Origin of the sequence: Streptomyces pactum (assembly GCF_002005225.1) — a bacterium.
In the GTDB taxonomy this organism is placed as follows: Bacteria; Actinomycetota; Actinomycetes; order Streptomycetales; family Streptomycetaceae; genus Streptomyces; species Streptomyces pactum_A.
Window position 1 is genome coordinate 7,472,757 of record NZ_CP019724.1, and the last position, 17,951, is coordinate 7,490,707.

The following is a 17,951-nucleotide window of genomic DNA, read 5'->3' on the forward strand; positions in this document are numbered from 1 at the left end:
CGCGTCCGTCAGCGGTCGAGGCCGGCCAGCGCCGTCAGCAGGCGGTCCACGTCGTCCGTGCTGCTGTACGGCGCCAGCCCGACCCGTACGCCGCCCTCGTCGCCGAGCCCCAGCCGGCGGGAGGCCTCCAGGGCGTAGAAGGACCCGGCGGGCGCGTCCACCGCCCGCTCGGCCAGTCGCCGGTGGACGTCGGCCGGGCGCAGGCCCGCCACGGTGAACAGCAGGGTCGGCGTGCGCCGCGCGGCCCGCGAGTACACGGTGATCCCGCCGAGGTCCGCCAGCCCACGCTCGATCCGCTCACGCAGCGCGTCCTCGTGGGCCTTGAGCGCCGCGAAGGAGGCGACCAGCCGGTCCCGGCGGCTGCCCCGCGCGTCCGGCTCCAGGCCCGCGAGGAAGTCCACCGCGGCACGGGCGCCGGCCAGCAGCTCGTACGGCAGCGTCCCCAGCTCGAAGCGCTCGGGGACGGCGTCGCTGGACGGCAGCAGCTTGTCCGGGCGCAGCGTCTCCAGGAACTCGGGCCGGGCCGCCAGCACCCCCAGGTGCGGACCGAGGAACTTGTACGGGGAGCACACCAGCGTGTCCGCGCCGAGCGCCGCCGGGTCGACGACGGCGTGCGAGGCGTAGTGCACCGCGTCGACGTGGAGCAGCGCGCCGACGCCGTGCGCCAGGCGGGCGATGGCCGGCAGGTCGGGCATGGTGCCGATGAGGTTGGACGCGGCCGTCACCGCGACCAGGCGGGTGCGCGGGGAGAGCACCGCCTCGATGTGCCCGGGGAGCAGTTCACCGGTGGCCGGGTCGAAGTCCGCCCAGCGCACGCTCGCGCCCGCCGCCTCCGCCGCCTGGGTCCAGGGCCGGATGTTGGAGTCGTGGTCGAGGCGGCTGACGACCACCTCGTCACCCGGCCGCCACGTCCTGGCGAGGGTCCGGGACAGGTCGTAGGCGAGCTGGGTGGCGCTGCGGCCGAGGACGACCCCCCGCGGCTCGGCGCCCAGCAGGTCGGCGAGCGCGCTCCGGGCGCCCGCGACGATGTCGTCCGCGTTGCGTTCGCCCTCGGTCGTCCGGCCGCGGTTGGCCAGCGGGTTGGCCAGCGCCTCGGCGACGGCGTCGATGACGGGCTGCGGGGTCTGGGTGCCGCCCGGCGCGTCGAAGCGGGCCGAGCCGGACTTCAGGGCGGGGATCTGCGCGCGGATCGCGTCGACGTCGAGGGCCATGTGCACTCCAACCGAAGGCGGGGACTCGCGCCTCATGATCGCAGCCGAGCGGCGTCCGGAACAGACGCGCGTGACGGACGGGTACCCAATGGTCAGGAGTCCGGGCGGGTATACGGCGGCCGGGAGTCCGGGGTGGGAACGCGGCGGCCGGGAGTCCGGGCGGGCACGCGACGCCCGCGAACGCGAGGGGTGAGCGACGGCGGCGAGCGCGGAGGGGTACGCGACCGTCGCGCGTCCCGTACGGGTCAGGAGTCCGCGGCGTGCGCCGGCTGTTTCTCGCGGCCGCCGGGATGGCGGTGCCGCCAGATCCAGAAGACCGCGCAGGACAGCAGCGCCCACCCGCCCAGCACCAGGAACGGGAACGCGTGCTGATGGCCCTGGAAGTACACCGCGGTGTGCTGGGCGTTGACCGAGGCCCCGGGCGGCAGCCACTGGCCGATCGCCCCCAGCGGGGACGGCAGCAGCGGCCAGGACACCGCGCCGCCGGACGAGGGATTGCCGAGGAGCACCATCAGTCCCCAGGTCGGCAGCATCGCCCAGCGTCCGAACAGGGTGTTGAACATGGTGAAGACCATGCCGGACGCGAACATCGTGAGCGCCAGGATCAGCCACGACTCGGCGAACGGCAGATCGAGCGCGTTCAGCAGCCAGTCCACCGTCGCGGCGATGGCGAACCCGCCGAGCAAGGCGTAGGCGGCCGTGAAGAGGATGCGTTCGGCGGGCGTCAGGGAGCGCGCGTGCACGCTTAGCTGGATCGCCCCGACGAAGCCGATGATGACCGCGGCCAGCGAGATGTAGAAGATCGCCAGCCCGCGCGGGTCGCCCTCCTGCAAGGGGTTGATGTCGCGGACGGTGACCTCGACGCCGGTCCTTCTCCCCACGGCCGGCGCGGTGTCGGCGAGTACCTGGGCGACCGAGGCGCCCGACGCGCTGGAGAGGTCGAGCACGGCGGTCCGTCCGTCGTCGCGCAGCTCGAAGATCGCGAAGACCTCCTGGTCCTGGATCGCCTCGCGGGCCGCGGCCTCGCTCTCGTAGGGACGCACCTTGACCGAGGCGTTCAGCGCCTTCTCCAGGCCGTCCAGGAACGCTCGGCCCCGGGCCTCTTCGTACGAGCCGACCACGGCCGTGGGGATCGAGTGCGGCGTCGGGTCCGCCATCGAGTAGGTGTACGAGCCGGCGAAGAGGCCCGCCGCCGCCGCGAGGATCAGCACCAGCACGGTGGCCGGCCAGAACGGCGACTGCCGGAACGCGGACCACCGCTGCCCGCTCGTCGGAGGCTGGGCATGGGCGCCGTGGGACATGTGGGCCATGCCGAGGACGTTTCCACAGCCGGGGCCGAAGGGCACCAAGAGCGCCGTCGCCCGGGGGGTCACGGAGCGTCAGCGGGGCCGGCCGCGCGGACCCTGCTGACGCTCCGTGAGCAGGGCCGGCCGCGCGTGCGCGGGGTCCCCGGCGCGGAGTCAGGCGTGCACCAGCGGCGTGTCCACCAGATGCTCCGCCACGAACCACGCCTGCAACTCGTTGGTGCGCACGACCTCGGAGACGAGGAGGTCGTTGGTGCCGTCGTCGCCGAGGTCCTGCGTGCGGGCCGCCGCGTCGTGACAGTCGGTCAGGATCAGCTCGTGCGCCTCCAGCAGCCGCGAGAGCATGGACGGCACCTCCTCGACGCCGTCCGGCGGACGCGGCACGGTCGTGATCTCGGCGACGTGCCGGGGGTCGCCGATCGCGACGCCGCCGAGCGTCTGGACGCGCTCGGCGATGGTGTCGATCAGCTCCAGTTGCTCGCCCGCGTGCTTGTCCAGCAGCAGGTGCAGTTGGTAGAACGTCGCCCCGCGCATGAGCCAGTGGTACTTCTTGTACAGGTCGTGCAGGATCCGGGTGTCCGCCAGGACCTTGTTGAGCCGCTGGCAGGAGTAGAGGCGGGTCTCCATGGTCAGGGCCACGGGGAACTGCTTGACGGTGCCGAACTCCTGGATGGTCCGGCCCTTCTGGTGCAGCCAGGGCTGGCTGCCGTCGGACCGGTGCTCCACGGACGACGACTCGGGGTTGCTCACGCCTGGACTCCTTCTGGAAAGGACTGAAAGGTGTGCCGGCGCGGGGTGGACCGGCTCCGGTCCCCCCGCGACAGTCGACCAGCCGCATGCCGGGCCCGCAAACGCTGGGGGTTGTCCAGACATTCGCTCCGCACTTATGGTCTGCCGCAGAGCAAGCGCTTTCTAGCGGCGTGCGCGCATGTCGTGCGCCGGCGTCCGAGGAGGACCGCATGTCCCCACGTCCCGCCCGCCGCCGGGTCGCCGTGGTCGGTACCGGTGCCATCGTCACCGGCAGCCACCTGCCCGCCCTCAGAGCTCACGCCGACCGTACGGAACTGGTGGCCGCCGTGGACGTGGACCCGGCCCGGCTCGACGCCTTCCGGGCCGAGGCGGGCGGCGGCGTCGCCGGGTACACGTCGATGGGCGCCATGCTGGACGCCGTACGCCCCGACCTCGTGCTCGTCGGTACGCCGCCGTCCCTGCACCGGGAGCAGACGGTGGCCGCGCTCAAGGCCGGTGCCTGGGTGCTGTGCGAGAAGCCGCTGTGCCTCTCCCTCGCCGAGTACGACGACATCGCGGCGGCCGAGGAGGCGTCCGGTGCCTACGCGTCCGTGATCTTCCAGCACCGGTACGGTTCGGGCGCCGCGCACGCCCGTGACCTGATCGCGAGCGGCGAGCTGGGCGCCCCGCTGGTCGCCCACTGCCAGACCACCTGGCACCGCGACGCCGCCTACTACGCGGTGCCGTGGCGCGGACGCTGGGCCACCGAGGGCGGCGGCCCGACCATGGGCCACGGCATCCACCAGTACGACCTGCTGCTGCACCTGCTCGGCCCCTGGGCGGAGGTGCGGGCCATGGCGTCCCGCCTGGTCCACGACACCGAGAGCGAGGACGTCTCCACCGCCCTGGTGCGGTTCCGGAACGGCGCCCTCGCCACCGTCGTCAACAGCGTGCTCTCCCCGCACGAGGTGAGCCGCGTCCGTGTCGACTGCGCCGACGCGACGGTCGAGCTGACCCACCTGTACGGGCACCGCAACGACGACTGGACCTACACCCCCGCCCGGCACGTCGCCGCCGAGCGGGCCGCCGCCTGGCGCACCCCGGCGGCGGACGTGCCCAGCTCCCACACCGCGCAGCTCGGCGCCGTGCTGGACGCCTGGGACACCGGCACCAGGCCGCCCGGCAGCGGTCCCGGTGCCCGCGACACGCTCGAGTTCGCCGCCGCGCTGTACAAGGCGGCGTTCACCGGGCGGCCCGTCCTCGCGGGCGAGATCGCACCCGGTGACCCCTTCCACTCGGCCATGCACGGCGACCACCCCGACTGGGCCCCCGAGGAGCGCGCGTGAGCACCCTGAGCGTCAGTCACACGCACGGCGACCACATCGCCGTCACCGCCGCGAACGGCACCGAGATCCTCCGCTACGTCTACCGCCCCGACCCCGAGGCCTTCGAGTCCCGCAAGCCCTACGCCCACCCCGTGCGCACGCTCGCCGGACGTACGGTGACCGGCTATCGCCCCAGCGACCACCGCTGGCACAAGGGCCTGCAGATGACGGCCAGTCACCTCTCCGGGCAGAACTTCTGGGGCGGCAACTGCTATGTCCACGGCGAGGGTTACCGGGCCCTGCCCGAGCGCATCGGATCGATGCGGCACGACGGCTTCCCCGGCTTCACGGTCGAGGACGACCGGCTCACACTCACCGAGAACCTCACCTGGATCGAGAACGCCGGCGCCGAGTGGGCCCGCGAGGAGCGCGGCCTGACCGTCCACTCGGTCGACGAGGAGGCCGGTGCCTGGGCCCTGGACTGGTCGATCCGCCTCACCAACACCCGTGCCGAGCCGTTGCTTTTCGGCTCCCCGACCACCGCCGGCCGGGAGATGGCCGGCTACACCGGCCTCCAGTGGCGCGGCCCCCGCGACTTCACCGGCGGCACCGCCTTCGCCCCGGGCACCGACGCGGACGCCGCCGAGCTGATGGGCACCCGCAGTCCGTGGCTCGCCTTCACCACCGAGCACGACGACGTCGACGCCCATTCCACGCTGGTCTTCGCGCACGCACCCGAGAACCTCGACCAGACGACCGCGATCCACCCCTCCCACTGGTTCGTACGCGCCGAGCCGATCCCGACGGTGGCGTTCTCCTGGGCGTTCTTCGAGGAGTTCGAGCTGCCGCCGGGCGCTTCCTTCGCCTACCGCTACCGCGTCGTGGTAGCCGACGGAGCCTGGGACGGCGACCGGGCCGCGACGTACCTGAAGAGGCTGCCGTGGTGAGCGGTCCCGAGGCCGCCCCTCCCCATCCGCTGCCCGGCGCGGTGGGCCTGTCCCACCTGAGTGCCTACGACTGGGCGGCGACCGACGGCGTGTGCGGCGGCAGTCCCCACCTGCACCTGGTGTGCACGGAGGCGTACGTCGTCACCGGCGGGCGCGGCGCGGTGCAGACGCTCAGCCCCGACGGCTACCGGGAGATGCCGCTGGAACCCGGCTCGGTCGCCTGGTTCACGCCGGGCACCGTGCACCGCATGGTGCAGGGCGGCGGTCTGCGCGTCACGGTGCTGATGCAGAACAGCGGCCTGCCCGAGGCCGGGGACGCCGTCTTCACCTTCCCGCCCGAGGTACTGGCCGACCCCGGGGCGTACACCGCGGCGGCCACGCTGCCGCCCGGCACCGGGCCGGAGACGGCGGCGGCGGCCCGGCGCCGCAGGGACCTCGCCGTCGAGGGCTACCTCGTCCTGCGCGAGGCCCTGGTCGCCGGGGACGACGGCCCGTACCGGGAGTTCCAGCGGGCCGCCGCCCGTCTGGTGCGCGACAAGGTGCCCGGCTGGCGGGACCTGTGGCGGGCCGGTGCGCTCGCCGCCGCCGAGCGCACCGGCGCCCAGCTCGACGCGCTCACCGGCGGCGACCCGGCGTATCTCACCGAGGCCACCGCGTACGAGGCCGCGCCCACCCGGCTCGGCGGCTACGGCATGTGCGGCCGCCGCGACGAGTACGCGCTGCCGGGGACGACGTTGCCGTACGAGGATGAGCGTTGACGCTCCCGGCCGCCGACGTGCCGCGCGCACGGGGGAGTTGACCGGCCGGGAGGGTGGGACATCGGGACGTTCACGTCCCGATGTCCCACCGGGCGGAAGAGTTAATGGACCATTAGGGCGGCGGATGTGTGAAAGGAGGGTCTGAATGCGCATCATCTTGACATGAACCTGCGGCCCGAGGGGCGGGTCGTAGCCTCATGGAGGTGTGGAATGCACCGCAGACTCGCCACCGGACTCGCGGCCTCGGCCCTTGCCGTGACCACCGTCGTCGCCACCGCCGCGACCGCGGACGCCGCTCCCGCCGACAAACCGCGGGTACTCGCGAGCTGGACCCAGACCAGCGCGTCGAGCTACAGCGCCTGGACCGCCGCGCGGGCGAACCAGTCCGCCTGGGCCGCCTACGGGTTCGACTGGACCACCGACTACTGCTCCTCCTCGCCGGACAACCCGTTCGGCTTCCCCTTCAGCACCTCCTGCGCACGACACGACTTCGGCTACCGCAACTACAAGGACGCCGGCTCCTTCAGCGCCAACAAGTCCCGCCTCGACAGCGCCTTCTACGAGGACCTCAAGCGGGTCTGCGCCCGCTACGGCGGCGCCACCAAGACCGCCTGCAACAGCACGGCGTGGACGTACTACCAGGCCGTGCGGGCCTTCGGCTGACGGTCCGGTGCCGCGCCGGCCCGCACGGACGCGGAGGACGGCGCCGACGAGTAGACGGACCGCAGGCCCGGCACCGGAGCGGCCGCCGCCACAGCGAGCGCGGCGGCCGCACCGGCGATGCCCACGCCCACGCCCGTGCCCACGCCCACGCCCGCGACTGCACCCGTGCCCGCGACTGCACCCGCCCCCGCGACCGCGACCGCGACTACGACCGTGCCCGTGCCCGTGCTCGCGACCGTGAGGGTGCGTGGTGCCAGCCCGGACCGGCCAGGGACTCTCCGACACCCCGCGAGCACCGACCGCCGCCTCCCGCTTCGTCCGCGGGCCTGCACCGGGCGACCGCGACGGCCGACGTCGGCACGCGTCGGCGCGACCAGTGAGCGGCCGCAGACACGTGTGAGCCGCCGGCCGGCCCGTGAGGGGCGGGCCGGCGGCTCGGCGGTGTGGTGGTGTGGTGGTGGGTCAGGCCGCGGCGCGGAAGGACCGCAGGCGCAGCGAGTTGCCGACGACGAAGACGGAGGAGAAGGCCATGGCCGCTCCGGCGATCATCGGGTTGAGGAGGCCGGCGGCGGCGAGCGGCAGGGCGGCGATGTTGTAGGCGAAGGCCCAGAAGAGGTTGGACTTGATGGTGCCCAGCGTCTTGCGGGCCAGGCGGATGGCGTCGGCGGCGGCGCGGAGGTCGCCGCGGACCAGGGTGAGGTCGCCGGCCTCGATGGCGGCGTCGGTGCCGGTGCCCATGGCCAGCCCCAGGTCGGCCTGGGCGAGTGCGGCGGCGTCGTTCACGCCGTCGCCGACCATCGCGACCGAACGGCCCTCGCCCTGCAGGCGCTTGACGACGTCGACCTTGTCCTCGGGCATGACCTCGGCGATGACGCGTTCGGGCTCGATGCCGACCGCACGGGCGACGGAGGCGGCCACGGCGCGGTTGTCGCCGGTCAGCAGCACCGGGGTCAGACCCAGCGCCCGCAGCCGGGTGATCGCCTCGGGGCTCGTCTCCTTCACCGCGTCGGCGACCTCCAGGACCGCCCGCGCCTCGCCGTCCCAGGCGACGGTGATCGCGGTGCGGCCGGCCGTCTCCGCCTCGGCCCTGGCGCGTGCCAGGTCCGCCGGAAGGGCCATGGCCCACTCGGCGAGCAACTGCTCGCGGCCGACGAGGACGGAGTGGCCGTCGACGATGCCCTGCACACCGAGACCGGGGACGTTGGAGAAGTCCTCCGGGACGGGCAAGGTGCCGATGCGGTCGGCCGCCCCCGCCGCCACGGCCTGGGCGATCGGGTGCTCGGAGGCGTGCTCCAACGCGCCGGCCAGCCGCAGCACTTCGGTGTCGTCGGTCTCGTCGGTGGTGTGGACGGCGAGCAGGGTCATGCGGCCGGTGGTGACGGTGCCGGTCTTGTCGAGGACGATGGTGTCGACCTTGCGGGTGGACTCCAGGACCTCGGGGCCCTTGATGAGGATGCCGAGCTGGGCGCCGCGCCCGGTGCCGACCATCAGCGCGGTAGGCGTGGCCAGGCCCAGGGCGCAGGGGCAAGCGATGATCAGTACGGCGACGGCGGCGGTGAAGGCGGCGGTCAGTCCGGAGCCGTTGCCGATCCAGAAGCCGAGGGTGGCCAGGGCCAGGGCGATCACGACGGGGACGAAGACCCCGGAGATGCGGTCGGCGAGGCGCTGGGCGGCGGCCTTGCCGTTCTGTGCGTCCTCGACCAGTTGCGCCATCCGCGCGAGCTGGGTGTCGGCGCCGACCCGGGTGGCCTCGACGACCAGACGGCCGCCCGCGTTCAGGGTGGCGCCGGTGACCGGGTCGCCCACGCCGACCTCGACCGGTACCGACTCGCCGGTGAGCATGGAGGCGTCCACGGCGGAGGTGCCCTCGACGACCGTGCCGTCGGTGGCGATCTTCTCGCCGGGGCGCACCCGGAAGTGGTCGCCCACCGCCAACTCCGCCGTGGGGATCGTCCGTTCGCCGCCGTCGGGGTCCAGTACGGTGACGTCCTTGGCGCCCAGTTCCAGCAGGGCCTTGAGCGCTGCGCCGGCCTTGCGCTTGGAGCGGGCCTCGAAGTAGCGCCCGGCGAGGATGAAGGCGGTCACCCCGGCGGCGGCCTCCAGGTAGATGTTCCCGGCGCCGTCGGTGCGGGCGATGGTCAGCTCGAAGGGGTGGGTCATGCCGGGCGTGCCCGCGGTGCCGAGGAACAGCGCCCACAGCGACCACAGGAACGCCGCCGACGTGCCGACCGAGATCAGCGTGTCCATGGTGGCCGCGCCGTGCCGGGCATTGGTGAGGGCGGCCTTGTGGAAGGGCCAGGCGGCGTAGGTGACGACGGGCGCCGCCAGGGTCAGCGACAGCCACTGCCAGTACTCGAACTGCAACGCCGGCACCATCGCCATCGCGATCACCGGGACGGCCAGCACCACGGCGGTGATCAGCCGCTCCCGCAGCGGGCGCAGCGCGTCGGCCGCCTCGGGGGCGTCCGTGCCGGGCGCGGGCTCGACCCGTACCGGTTCGGGCTCGCGGGCGGTGTAACCGGTCGCCTCGACCGTGGCGATCAGCTCCGTGACGGACACGTCGCCGGAGTAGTGGACCTTGGCCTTCTCCGTCGCGTAGTTGACGGTGGCGGTGACCCCGTCCATCCGGTTGAGCTTCTTCTCGATCCGGGCGGCGCACGAGGCGCAGGTCATGCCGGTGATGGCGAGTTCCACCTCGGCCGGTGCGCTGGTCGTACTCGTGGTCATGGCTGCTCCTGACGCGGGTCGTCGGGCCGGGACCCGGCGCGCGGGTCCCGGCGGTGCGGCGGGCTGTGCGGGTCGGTCAGACGCGGCCGGTCAGCTCGTAGCCGGCCTCGTCGACGACCTCGGCGATCGCGGCGTCGTCCGGCTCGGCGGTCGCGGTGACGGTGACCCGGCCGGTGCCGACCTGGACGTCGACCCCGGTGACACCGTCCAGCTCACCGATCACGCGGGTGAGCGTCGCCTTGCAGTGGCCGCAGCTCATCCCGGCGACGGTGTAGGTGGCGCTGACCGGCGCGGTGAGGGGGTTGGTGACGGTCGCGGCCATGTCTTCCTCCGGAATGTGTGTGATGACGATACGGGGGCGGGGTATCCCTGCCGCAACCATGTATACCCCTAGGGGGTACCGAGTGCAACTCTTCTCCCGACTTGACTCAGTACCCCCTAGGGGTATGGTGAGGTGCCCGGGGAGGCCTCCGTACGAACGAGCCGGAGACCCGGAATCCGAGGAGACGACCGTCATGAACACCGGACTGAGGATCACCGCGTTCACCGCCGCACTGGCCGCAACCTTCGGCACCGCCTACGGCGTCGGCAGGGGAGTGGACCCGGTCGTCGCGGAGAGTACGGCCGCGCCCCACGACGAGCACGGCCGGCCGTCAGCGCAACCGGAGGGGGGCGACGGTCACGGAGGACACGAGAGCACCCCGCCCGGCGGACTGCAGATCTCGGAGAACGGCTACACCCTCGACCTCGCCACCCCGCGCGTGACCGCCGGTCAGTGCACCGAACTGCGTTTCACCGTCCGGGACGGCAGCGGCGAGGCCGTCACCGCGTACCAGCCCGAGCACGACAAGGAGCTCCACCTCATCCTGGCCTCGCACGACCTGGTCACCTACCGCCACCTGCACCCCACCCGCGCCGCCGACGGCACCTGGAGCACCCCCGTCGACCTGCCCCGCGCGGGCGGCTACCGTGTCTTCGCGGACTTCACCCCGGCCGCGACGAACGCGGAGAACCTCACCCTGGGTGCCGACCTCGCCGCCGCCGGCCGCTACGAGCCCGCGAGCCTGCCGGCCCCCGGCGGCACCGCCCGGACCGACGGCTACCAGGTCGAACTCGGCGGAACCCTGCGCCCCGGCAAGGCGAGCGAGCTGAAGCTGAAGGTCCTCCGCGACGGAGAACCCGTCAACGACCTCCAGCCCTACCTCGGCGCCTACGGCCACCTGGTCGCGCTGCGCTCCGGTGACCTCGCCTACCTCCACGTCCACCCGAACGGCGAACCCGGCGACGGCACCACGAGGCCCGGCCCGGAAATCTCCTTCACGGCCACCGCGCCCAGCGACGGCACCTACCGCCTCTTCCTGGACTTCCGGCACCAGGGGAAGGTCCATACCGCCGCGTTCACCGTAAGGACCGGATCGGCACCCGCGGCACGGGACTCCGCCCCGACGGCTCCGCCGGCGCCGAGCGAGCACACCGACGGTCACGGGCACTGAAGGCCCGCCGCCGACGGTCGCGGTGGTGGGCGGTGGCGGAGGGGAACGGATGACGGGATCGGTCGTCCTAGGCCGTGACGACCCGGACCCCCGCCTCCTCGAACCGCCGCACCAGGTCCGGGTCGGCCGCGCCGTCCGTGACCAGTGTGTCCACGGACTCGGCCGCGCAGATCCGGGCGAACGCCCGCCGGCCCAGTTTGCTGGAGTCGGCGGCCACGACCACGCGCTCGGCGCGCTCGCACAGCAGCCGGTTGATCGCGGCCTCCGCCTCGTCGTGGGCCGCGGCGCCGTGGGTGGCGTCGAAGGCGACGACGCCCAGCACCGCCATGTCGAGGGTCACCTGACCCAGCACCCCGTCCGCGAGCGGCCCGATCAGCTCGTACGACTGCGCCCGGGCCACGCCGCCGGTCACCACGATCTTGAACTGTGGTCGGACGGCCAGCTCGTTGGCGATGTTGAGCGCGTTGGTGACCACGGTCAGCGCGGGCGTGCCGGAGGCCAGGTCGGCGCGCACGGCCAGGGCGCGCGCCACCTCGGTGGTCGTCGTGCCCCCGGTCAGTCCGACGGCCTCGCCGGGCGCAACCAGGGCGGCGACCGCCTGCGCGACGCGCTGCTTCTCCGAGGCCCGGCGGGCCGTCTTGTAGCGCAGCGGCAGTTCGTACGACACCCCGTGCACGACCGCGCCACCGCGCGTGCGCACGAGCATCTGCTGCTCGGCGAGCCGGTCGAAGTCACGGCGGATCGTCGCGGCCGAGACCTCCAGCTCGGTCGCCGCCTCCTCGACGTCCAGCCGGCCGCGCTCCACGAGCAGTTCCAGCAGCGCCTTCCAGCGGGCGTCGCGCGACATCCGCGCCTCCGTTCCTCGATCTCCCGCCGACCCTAGCGCACCGCCCTCTTCCCATTCATTGCTTGATTGTGCTCGAAAGATAGCTATATCTTGCAGGAACAGTCAGATCGTTCCGTGATCGGGGAGTGTGCGGATGACGTACGTCGAGGACGAGCTCAACAGCCAGCCCGAGTGCTGGATCCGCGCCGCCGCCCAGGCGGCACGGCACGCGCCGGCGCTCCCGTCGGCGGGGGAGCGGGTGGCCATCGTCGGATGCGGCACCTCGTACTTCATGGCCCAGTCGGCGGCGGCGCTGCGTGAGGGCGCGGGCCAGGGCGAGACGGACGCGTTCGCCGCCTCCGAGTTCCCGAAGGGCCGCGCGTACGACCGTGTCGTCGCCCTCACCCGCTCCGGCACCACCACCGAAGTGCTGGAACTGCTCACGGAGTTGCGGGGCCGCACCCGCACCGTCGCGCTCACCGCCGACCCGGACACACCCGTCATGACCGCCGCCGACGACGCGGTGGTCCTCGACTTCGCCGACGAACGGTCGGTCGTGCAGACCCGGTTCGCGACCACCGCCCTCACCCTGCTCCGCGCCCACCTGGGTCTGCACACCGACGCGGTCGTCGCCGACGCGCGCACGGCACTCGCGGCCGAGCTGCCCGAAGGGCTCGTCGAACGCACCCAGTTCACCTTCCTCGGCCGGGGCTGGACCGTCGGACTGGCCAACGAGGCCGGGCTGAAGATGCGCGAGGCCTCCCTGTCCTGGACCGAGTCCTACCCGGCCATGGAGTACCGACACGGCCCCATCAGCATCAGCACCGCGGGCACGGCGACCTGGATGTTCGGCGAGGCGCCCGACGGCCTGGCCGGCCAGGTCCGCGACACCGGCGCCCTGTGGGTGCCCGGGGATCTCGATCCGCTCGCCGAACTGGTCCGCGCCCAGCGCCTCGCGGTCGCCGTCGCGGCCGCCCGGGGCCTCGACCCCGACCGGCCCCGCCACCTCACCCGCTCGGTGATCCTCGCCCCCTGACGCCCGCCCCGACACCCCGCGCTCCGGCGCCCGGGAAGGGAGAGACCGTGCCCCTCGCCACCACCGGCGACCTGGCCGGCCGCGCCGCAGCCGCGCGCTGCGCCGTCGCCGCCTTCAACGTCGTCACCCTGGAACACATCGAGGCAGTCGTCGCGGGCGCCGAGTCCGTGCGCCTGCCCGTCGTCCTCCAGGTCAGCGAGAACGCCGTGAAGTACCGCTACGGCCGCCTGCTGCCACTGGCGCGCGCGGCCGTCGCCGCGGCCGAGAGCGCCGCCGTGCCCGTCGCCCTGCACCTCGACCATGTGCAGAACGACGGCCTGCTGCGCCAGGCCCGGGACGCCGGGTTCAGCTCGGTGATGTACGACGCCTCCCGGCTGCCGTACGCGGAGAACCTCGCGGCGACCCGGGCCGCCGCCGACTGGGCGCACGCCCAGGGGCTGTGGATCGAGGCGGAGTTGGGCGAGGTCGGCGGCAAGAACGGCGCACCGCCCCTCGACGCCCACGCGCCCGGAGCCCGCACCGACCCGGCCGAGGCGCGCGCCTTCGTCGCCGACTCCGGCGTGGACGCCCTGGCCGTCGCGGTCGGCAGCTCCCACGCCATGACCACCCGCACCGCCGCCCTCGACCACGACCTGCTCAAGGAACTGTCGGGCACGCTGGACGTGCCACTCGTCCTGCACGGCTCCTCCGGAGTCCCGGACGGCGAACTCGCCGCGGCGGTCGCGGGCGGCATCGCCAAGGTCAACGTCGGCACCGCGCTCAACATCGCCATGACCGGCGCGATCAGGGAGTACCTCGCCGCCCGCCCCGAAGCCGTCGACTCGCGCGGCTACCTCACCGCGGGCAGGGAGGCGATGGTGCGGACGGTGGCGGCGACCATCCGGGTGGTCGCCCGGACTACTTCCTGACGGCCTTCAGCACCACGAACTTCGGGTCACCGGCCACCAGTTCACTGTTCCCGAACAGACGCCGCAGCTTGACGTGGTAGCCCAGGTGCCGGTTGCCGACCACCCACAGCTCACCGCCGGGGCGCAGCACGCGCCGCGCCCCGGTGAACATCCGCCACGCGGTGGCGTCGGTCGTCGCCTGGTGGGAGTGGAAGGGCGGGTTGGTGAGCACCAGGTCGACGCTGTCGTCCGGTACTCCCGCCAGCCCGTCACCGACCCGGAACTCCGCCTGCCCCGCCGCCCCGTTCGCCCTGTACGTCGCCTCCGCCGAGGCCACGGCCTGGAAGGACTCGTCGGTGAACAGCACCTCGGCGTCCGGGTCGGCCAGTGCCACCGCCGTACCGACCACGCCGTTGCCGCAGCCCAGGTCCACCACCCGCCGGGCGCGGCCGGTGTCCGGCAGGTGCCGGAGGAAGAACCGGGTGCCGATGTCGAGCCGGTCGGCGCAGAAGACACCCGCGTGGTTGACGACGGTCCGGCCGGAGAGCGGCCCCACGTCGTCGGGGAGCCGGTAGCCGAGCGGCCAGGGGTTCGAGGGGCGCTTCAGCGAGAGGTCGGGAGTGGCGAAGATCAGCCGCGCCTTCTTCTCGGCCAGCGAGGTCCGGGTCGGCCCGACGATCCGCTCGAACAGCCTGAGCGTCGAGGTGTGGATCTCCTTGACCATCCCCGTGCCGACGACGACCGTGCCCTCGTGCAGCGCGGGCGCCAGCCGCAGCAACTGGTCCTCCAGCAGCGCCAGGCTCTTCGGCACCCGCACCAGCAGCACGTCGACCCGGTCCGGCGGCGGGTCCTGCGTGGTGAGCAGCCGCACGGCGCCGGGCGCGGCGTCGGCCCGTTCCAGGTTGGCGCGCGTCGCCTCCCGCGTCAGGTGGGAGTCGGTGATCTGCACCGGCCGGTGCGCCGCCAGCGCCGTCACCAGCGCCCCCCAGCGGTCGCCGACGACCACGACCGTGCCGTACAGCGGAACCTCCTGCTCCGCGAGGTGCCCGAGCAGGTACTCGTCGGAGGCGTCCCAGGCACGGAGCCGGTCGCGCGGGTCCTCGGGGAAGCGGGCCAGCACGTGCTCGCCCCATGGCGTCGTCATACGGTCGTCGCGGTCGTTCATCGTGCGTCCAGGCTAGCCGAGCCGCAGCTCAGGCCGTGCCGGGCGAAGTGAGGGGCCCGCGGGGTGCGGGCCGGCCTCGCGGAGCGTGCGCTCGTCCGCCCGGCGTAACGCGCGGTGAAGGGGGGGCGCGGGCGGGAGCGGAGCGCGGGGGGTGGCGGGCAGGATGGGAGACATGGACGCCGAGCTGTTCCGCAGGAGCCGTACCGAGACCGCGCCGGGCGCCGTCCACGTGCCGGACTGGCTCGGCCCCGGACCGCAGCGCGAGCTGCTGCACGCCTGCCGCGAGTGGGCCCGCCCGCCGGCCGGACTGCGTACGGTCCGCACCCCCGGCGGCGGCACCATGACCGCGAGGCAGGTCTGCCTGGGCCGGCACTGGTACCCGTACGCCTACGCCCCCACGGCCGTCGACGGCGACGGTGCGCCGGTGAAACCCTTCCCCGCCTGGCTCGGCGACCTGGCCCGCCGGGCGGTGACCGACGCGCTCGGGGCCGACGCGGTGGCGCGGACGCCGTACGACATCGCACTGATCAACTTCTACGACGCCGACGCCCGCATGGGCATGCACCGTGACGCCGACGAGAGGTCCGACGCGCCCGTCGTCTCCCTCAGCCTCGGCGACACCTGCGTCTTCCGCTTCGGCAACTCCGAGACCAGGACCCGCCCCTACACCGACGTCGAACTGCGCAGCGGAGACCTGTTCGTCTTCGGCGGGCCGTCCCGGCTCGCCTACCACGGGGTGCCCCGGGTGCACGCGGGCACCGGGCCGCCCGAGTTGGGGCTCACCGGGCGGCTGAACATCACGCTCCGGGTCGGCGGCCTCTAGGCCTGTCCGCGACGTCCCCCTGCCCCGCGACGCCCGGCACGCACTCTCGCCGCACCGGGCACAGCCCCGAGTGCGCCCAAGTACGAGGCACTGCGCCCGGCCCACCGAGAGCACGCACCAGACGCCGTGGGGCCCGCCCTCCGGGCGGACGGAGGGACTTTGCGGACACGGCCCAGCGCCCCGCACCCGCGGATCATGGGAGACTCCCCCTCATGAGCGGCAAGGCGGACCCCCGGGCGGCGGGGGAAGGGACCACCTCGAGGACGCGGCTGGACCGGGGGCGCGGCGCGCTCGGACCCGCGTTGGAGCTCGTGCACACCGGACGCGCCCCGACCCGGGCCGTCCTCACCGCGGAACTCGGCGTGACCCGGGCGACGGCCGGCGCGGTCGCCGCCGAACTGGAGGCGCTCGGCCTGATCCGGGTGGACGCCCGGCCCGGCGCCGCGGCCGGTTCGCAGGGGCGCCCCTCGCACCGCCTCGCGGTCGCCGAGGGCGGGCCCGTCGCCCTCGCCGCCCAGGTCCACGCCGACGGATTCCGTGCCGCCCTCGTCGGCCTCGGCGGCCGGATCGTCGCCACCGCGCCCGGCTGCGAGGTGGTCGACGCCGACCCGGCGAAGGTGCTCGGGTCCGTCGTGGAGGCCGGCGCGGAACTCCTGAGGGAGACCGGGCGCCGCTGCGTCGGCGCGGGCCTCGCCGTACCGTCCGCCGTGGCGGAACCGGAGGGCCTGGCCCTGAACCCGCTCCACCTGGCCTGGCCGGCGGGCGCGCCCGTGCGGCGGATCTTCGCCGAACAGGTGCGCGCCGCCGGCATCGACGGCCCCGCGTTCGCGGCGAACGACGTCAACCTCGCCGCGCTCGCCGAGCACCGGCACGGGGCCGGGCGCGGAGCCCGCGACCTGCTCTGCGTGGCCACCGGCCACCGCGGGGTCGGCGGTGCCCTGGTCCTCGACGGCCGTCTGCACATGGGCAGTTCGGGTCTCGCCCTGGAGGTCGGCCACCTGACCGTCAATCCCGAGGGCGGCCCCTGCCACTGCGGAAGCCGGGGCTGCCTGGACGTGGAGACCGACCCGTTGGCCTTCCTGACCGCGGCCGGCCGCCAGCCGGGACCCGAGGTGTCCCTCCTCCAGCAGTCCAAGGACCTCATCCGCGGCCACTACGCCGACCCGGCCGTCCGCACCGCGACCGAGACCCTCATCGACCGCCTCGGCCTGGGCCTGGCCGGCCTCGTCAACATCCTCAACCCGGACCGCATCATCCTCGGCGGACTGCACCGCGCCCTCCTCGACGCCGACCCCGGGCGCCTGCGCGCGGTCGTCGCCGACCGCAGCCTGTGGGGCCAGAGCGGGGGCGTGCCGATCCTGCCGTGCAGTCTGGACCACAACAGCCTGGTCGGCGCGGCCGAGTTGGCCTGGCAGCCGGTCCTGGACGACCCGCTGGGCGCGCTGGCCTAGCGGCCCGTGTCCGGCCGGAGCGGCGCCGTCGGTTCAGGGCGCCGGCCGGGCGCCGCCGCTGGGAGCGTGGCTGAGGTCGACGACGCAGAAGATGTTGTCGTCCGGGTCGGCCAGGACGACGAAGTCGGGATCTGGCGGGTAGAGGTCCCAGTCGACGGTCCGCGCACCGAGACCGATCAGCCGCCGCACCTCCGCCCGCTGCTCCTCCGCCGTGTCCGTGTACAGGTCGAGGTGGAGACGGGGACGCGGCTCGGCCGGTGACTCGCTGCGCAGCAGGCCGAGGGCGTGGCCGGAACCGTCCGCGTGGACGAGCGTGCGCCACGTGTCGCTCGCCCACTCCTCGGTGACGGTCAGATTCAGAGCGGCCGTCCAGAACGCCACCGCGCGCGGCAGGTCCGTGACGCCGACGACGGGGATACCGAGTCTCAGCATGGGTCCGAGCCTACGTGGGCGGCCCCATGGCCCAGCGGTCGGTCGGCGGAGGTGTTCTCGGCCAGGGTGACGAAGACGTTCTGGGGTCCGGTACCCGCGTACGCCTCGGCGGGTTCGCGGCGATCCGCCGGTACGACGCCTGCCGCCGCCCGGCCGTCCGCCCCGACCGCGGCG

At 73.9% G+C, this 17,951-nt stretch carries 18 protein-coding genes; 9 read left to right on the forward strand and 9 right to left on the reverse strand.

Annotated features, from left to right (window positions below; genetic code table 11):
* Positions 1 to 8: 8 nt before the first annotated feature.
* From B1H29_RS32595 to B1H29_RS32605, 3 genes are all read right to left on the reverse strand, one after another.
* Positions 9 to 1,211 carry a cysteine desulfurase-like protein gene (locus B1H29_RS32595; protein WP_055420528.1) on the reverse strand — a complete coding sequence of 401 codons (1,203 nt, stop codon included), beginning with the start codon at positions 1,209 to 1,211 and terminating at the stop codon, positions 9 to 11.
* 245 nt (positions 1,212 to 1,456) lie between these two features.
* The gene (locus B1H29_RS32600) at positions 1,457 to 2,521 is read right to left on the reverse strand and encodes a hypothetical protein (protein WP_079160583.1); all 1,065 of its coding nucleotides are present in this window, start codon (positions 2,519 to 2,521) and stop codon (positions 1,457 to 1,459) included.
* Positions 2,522 to 2,671: 150 nt separating this feature from the next.
* Complete coding sequence (locus tag B1H29_RS32605; RefSeq protein WP_055420527.1) at positions 2,672 to 3,265, reverse strand: Dps family protein; 594 nt, start codon at positions 3,263 to 3,265, stop codon at positions 2,672 to 2,674.
* Between the two features lie 209 nt (positions 3,266 to 3,474).
* Here B1H29_RS32605 and B1H29_RS32610 point away from each other — a divergent pair, with 209 nt between their 5' ends.
* The 4 genes from B1H29_RS32610 (at position 3,475) to B1H29_RS32625 (ending at position 6,937) form a co-directional block, all read left to right on the forward strand.
* Positions 3,475 to 4,590, forward strand: a complete 1,116-nt coding sequence (locus B1H29_RS32610) for a Gfo/Idh/MocA family protein (protein ID WP_055420526.1) — start codon at positions 3,475 to 3,477, stop codon at positions 4,588 to 4,590.
* Positions 4,587 to 5,516 (forward strand): PmoA family protein, encoded by a 930-nt coding sequence (locus B1H29_RS32615; RefSeq protein WP_055420525.1) that lies wholly within the window; start codon positions 4,587 to 4,589, stop codon positions 5,514 to 5,516. The genes B1H29_RS32610 and B1H29_RS32615 overlap by 4 nt, the downstream gene beginning before the upstream one ends.
* Positions 5,510 to 6,274: a cupin gene (locus tag B1H29_RS32620; RefSeq protein ID WP_055420524.1), complete on the forward strand. Its 765-nt coding sequence runs from the start codon at positions 5,510 to 5,512 to the stop codon at positions 6,272 to 6,274. Before B1H29_RS32615 ends, B1H29_RS32620 begins: the two co-directional genes overlap by 7 nt.
* A 210-nt stretch (positions 6,275 to 6,484) precedes the next feature.
* On the forward strand, positions 6,485 to 6,937 hold the full coding sequence (locus tag B1H29_RS32625; protein WP_055420523.1) for a phospholipase: 453 nt from the start codon (positions 6,485 to 6,487) through the stop codon (positions 6,935 to 6,937).
* Here B1H29_RS32625 and B1H29_RS38685 read toward each other — a convergent pair.
* The 3 genes from B1H29_RS38685 to B1H29_RS32635 form a co-directional block, all read right to left on the reverse strand.
* Positions 6,910 to 7,086: a hypothetical protein gene (locus tag B1H29_RS38685; RefSeq protein ID WP_167392505.1), complete on the reverse strand. Its 177-nt coding sequence runs from the start codon at positions 7,084 to 7,086 to the stop codon at positions 6,910 to 6,912. The genes B1H29_RS32625 and B1H29_RS38685 overlap by 28 nt on opposite strands.
* A gap of 313 nt (positions 7,087 to 7,399) precedes the next feature.
* Entirely contained in the window at positions 7,400 to 9,664 is a 2,265-nt protein-coding gene (locus B1H29_RS32630; protein ID WP_055420522.1) for a heavy metal translocating P-type ATPase, read from the reverse strand.
* 76 nt (positions 9,665 to 9,740) lie between these two features.
* Positions 9,741 to 9,986: a heavy-metal-associated domain-containing protein gene (locus B1H29_RS32635; RefSeq protein WP_055420521.1), complete on the reverse strand. Its 246-nt coding sequence runs from the start codon at positions 9,984 to 9,986 to the stop codon at positions 9,741 to 9,743.
* A gap of 193 nt (positions 9,987 to 10,179) precedes the next feature.
* Between B1H29_RS32635 and B1H29_RS32640 the strand changes: the two genes are divergently transcribed.
* Positions 10,180 to 11,157 (forward strand): hypothetical protein, encoded by a 978-nt coding sequence (locus B1H29_RS32640; RefSeq protein WP_055420520.1) that lies wholly within the window; start codon positions 10,180 to 10,182, stop codon positions 11,155 to 11,157.
* Between the two features lie 67 nt (positions 11,158 to 11,224).
* On the opposite strand, the gene B1H29_RS32645 is transcribed toward B1H29_RS32640, so the two are convergent.
* Positions 11,225 to 12,004, reverse strand: coding sequence for a DeoR/GlpR family DNA-binding transcription regulator (locus B1H29_RS32645; RefSeq protein WP_055420519.1), 780 nt, complete (start codon positions 12,002 to 12,004; stop codon positions 11,225 to 11,227).
* A 133-nt stretch (positions 12,005 to 12,137) separates the two neighbouring features.
* Between B1H29_RS32645 and B1H29_RS32650 the strand changes: the two genes are divergently transcribed.
* Entirely contained in the window at positions 12,138 to 13,019 is an 882-nt protein-coding gene (locus tag B1H29_RS32650; protein ID WP_055420518.1) for an SIS domain-containing protein, read from the forward strand.
* 47 nt (positions 13,020 to 13,066) lie between these two features.
* On the forward strand, positions 13,067 to 13,927 hold the full coding sequence (locus tag B1H29_RS32655; protein WP_055420517.1) for a class II fructose-bisphosphate aldolase: 861 nt from the start codon (positions 13,067 to 13,069) through the stop codon (positions 13,925 to 13,927).
* On the opposite strand, the gene B1H29_RS39945 is transcribed toward B1H29_RS32655, so the two are convergent.
* Complete coding sequence (locus tag B1H29_RS39945; RefSeq protein ID WP_055420913.1) at positions 13,917 to 15,050, reverse strand: methyltransferase; 1,134 nt, start codon at positions 15,048 to 15,050, stop codon at positions 13,917 to 13,919. The genes B1H29_RS32655 and B1H29_RS39945 overlap by 11 nt on opposite strands.
* Positions 15,051 to 15,243: 193 nt before the next feature.
* Here B1H29_RS39945 and B1H29_RS32665 point away from each other — a divergent pair, with 193 nt between their 5' ends.
* Positions 15,244 to 15,894, forward strand: coding sequence for an alpha-ketoglutarate-dependent dioxygenase AlkB family protein (locus tag B1H29_RS32665; protein WP_055420516.1), 651 nt, complete (start codon positions 15,244 to 15,246; stop codon positions 15,892 to 15,894).
* A 212-nt stretch (positions 15,895 to 16,106) separates the two neighbouring features.
* The gene (locus B1H29_RS32670) at positions 16,107 to 17,345 is read left to right on the forward strand and encodes an ROK family protein (protein WP_055420515.1); all 1,239 of its coding nucleotides are present in this window, start codon (positions 16,107 to 16,109) and stop codon (positions 17,343 to 17,345) included.
* Between the two features lie 33 nt (positions 17,346 to 17,378).
* On the opposite strand, the gene B1H29_RS32675 is transcribed toward B1H29_RS32670, so the two are convergent.
* Positions 17,379 to 17,777: a VOC family protein gene (locus B1H29_RS32675; protein ID WP_055420514.1), complete on the reverse strand. Its 399-nt coding sequence runs from the start codon at positions 17,775 to 17,777 to the stop codon at positions 17,379 to 17,381.
* Positions 17,778 to 17,951 lie beyond the last annotated feature (174 nt).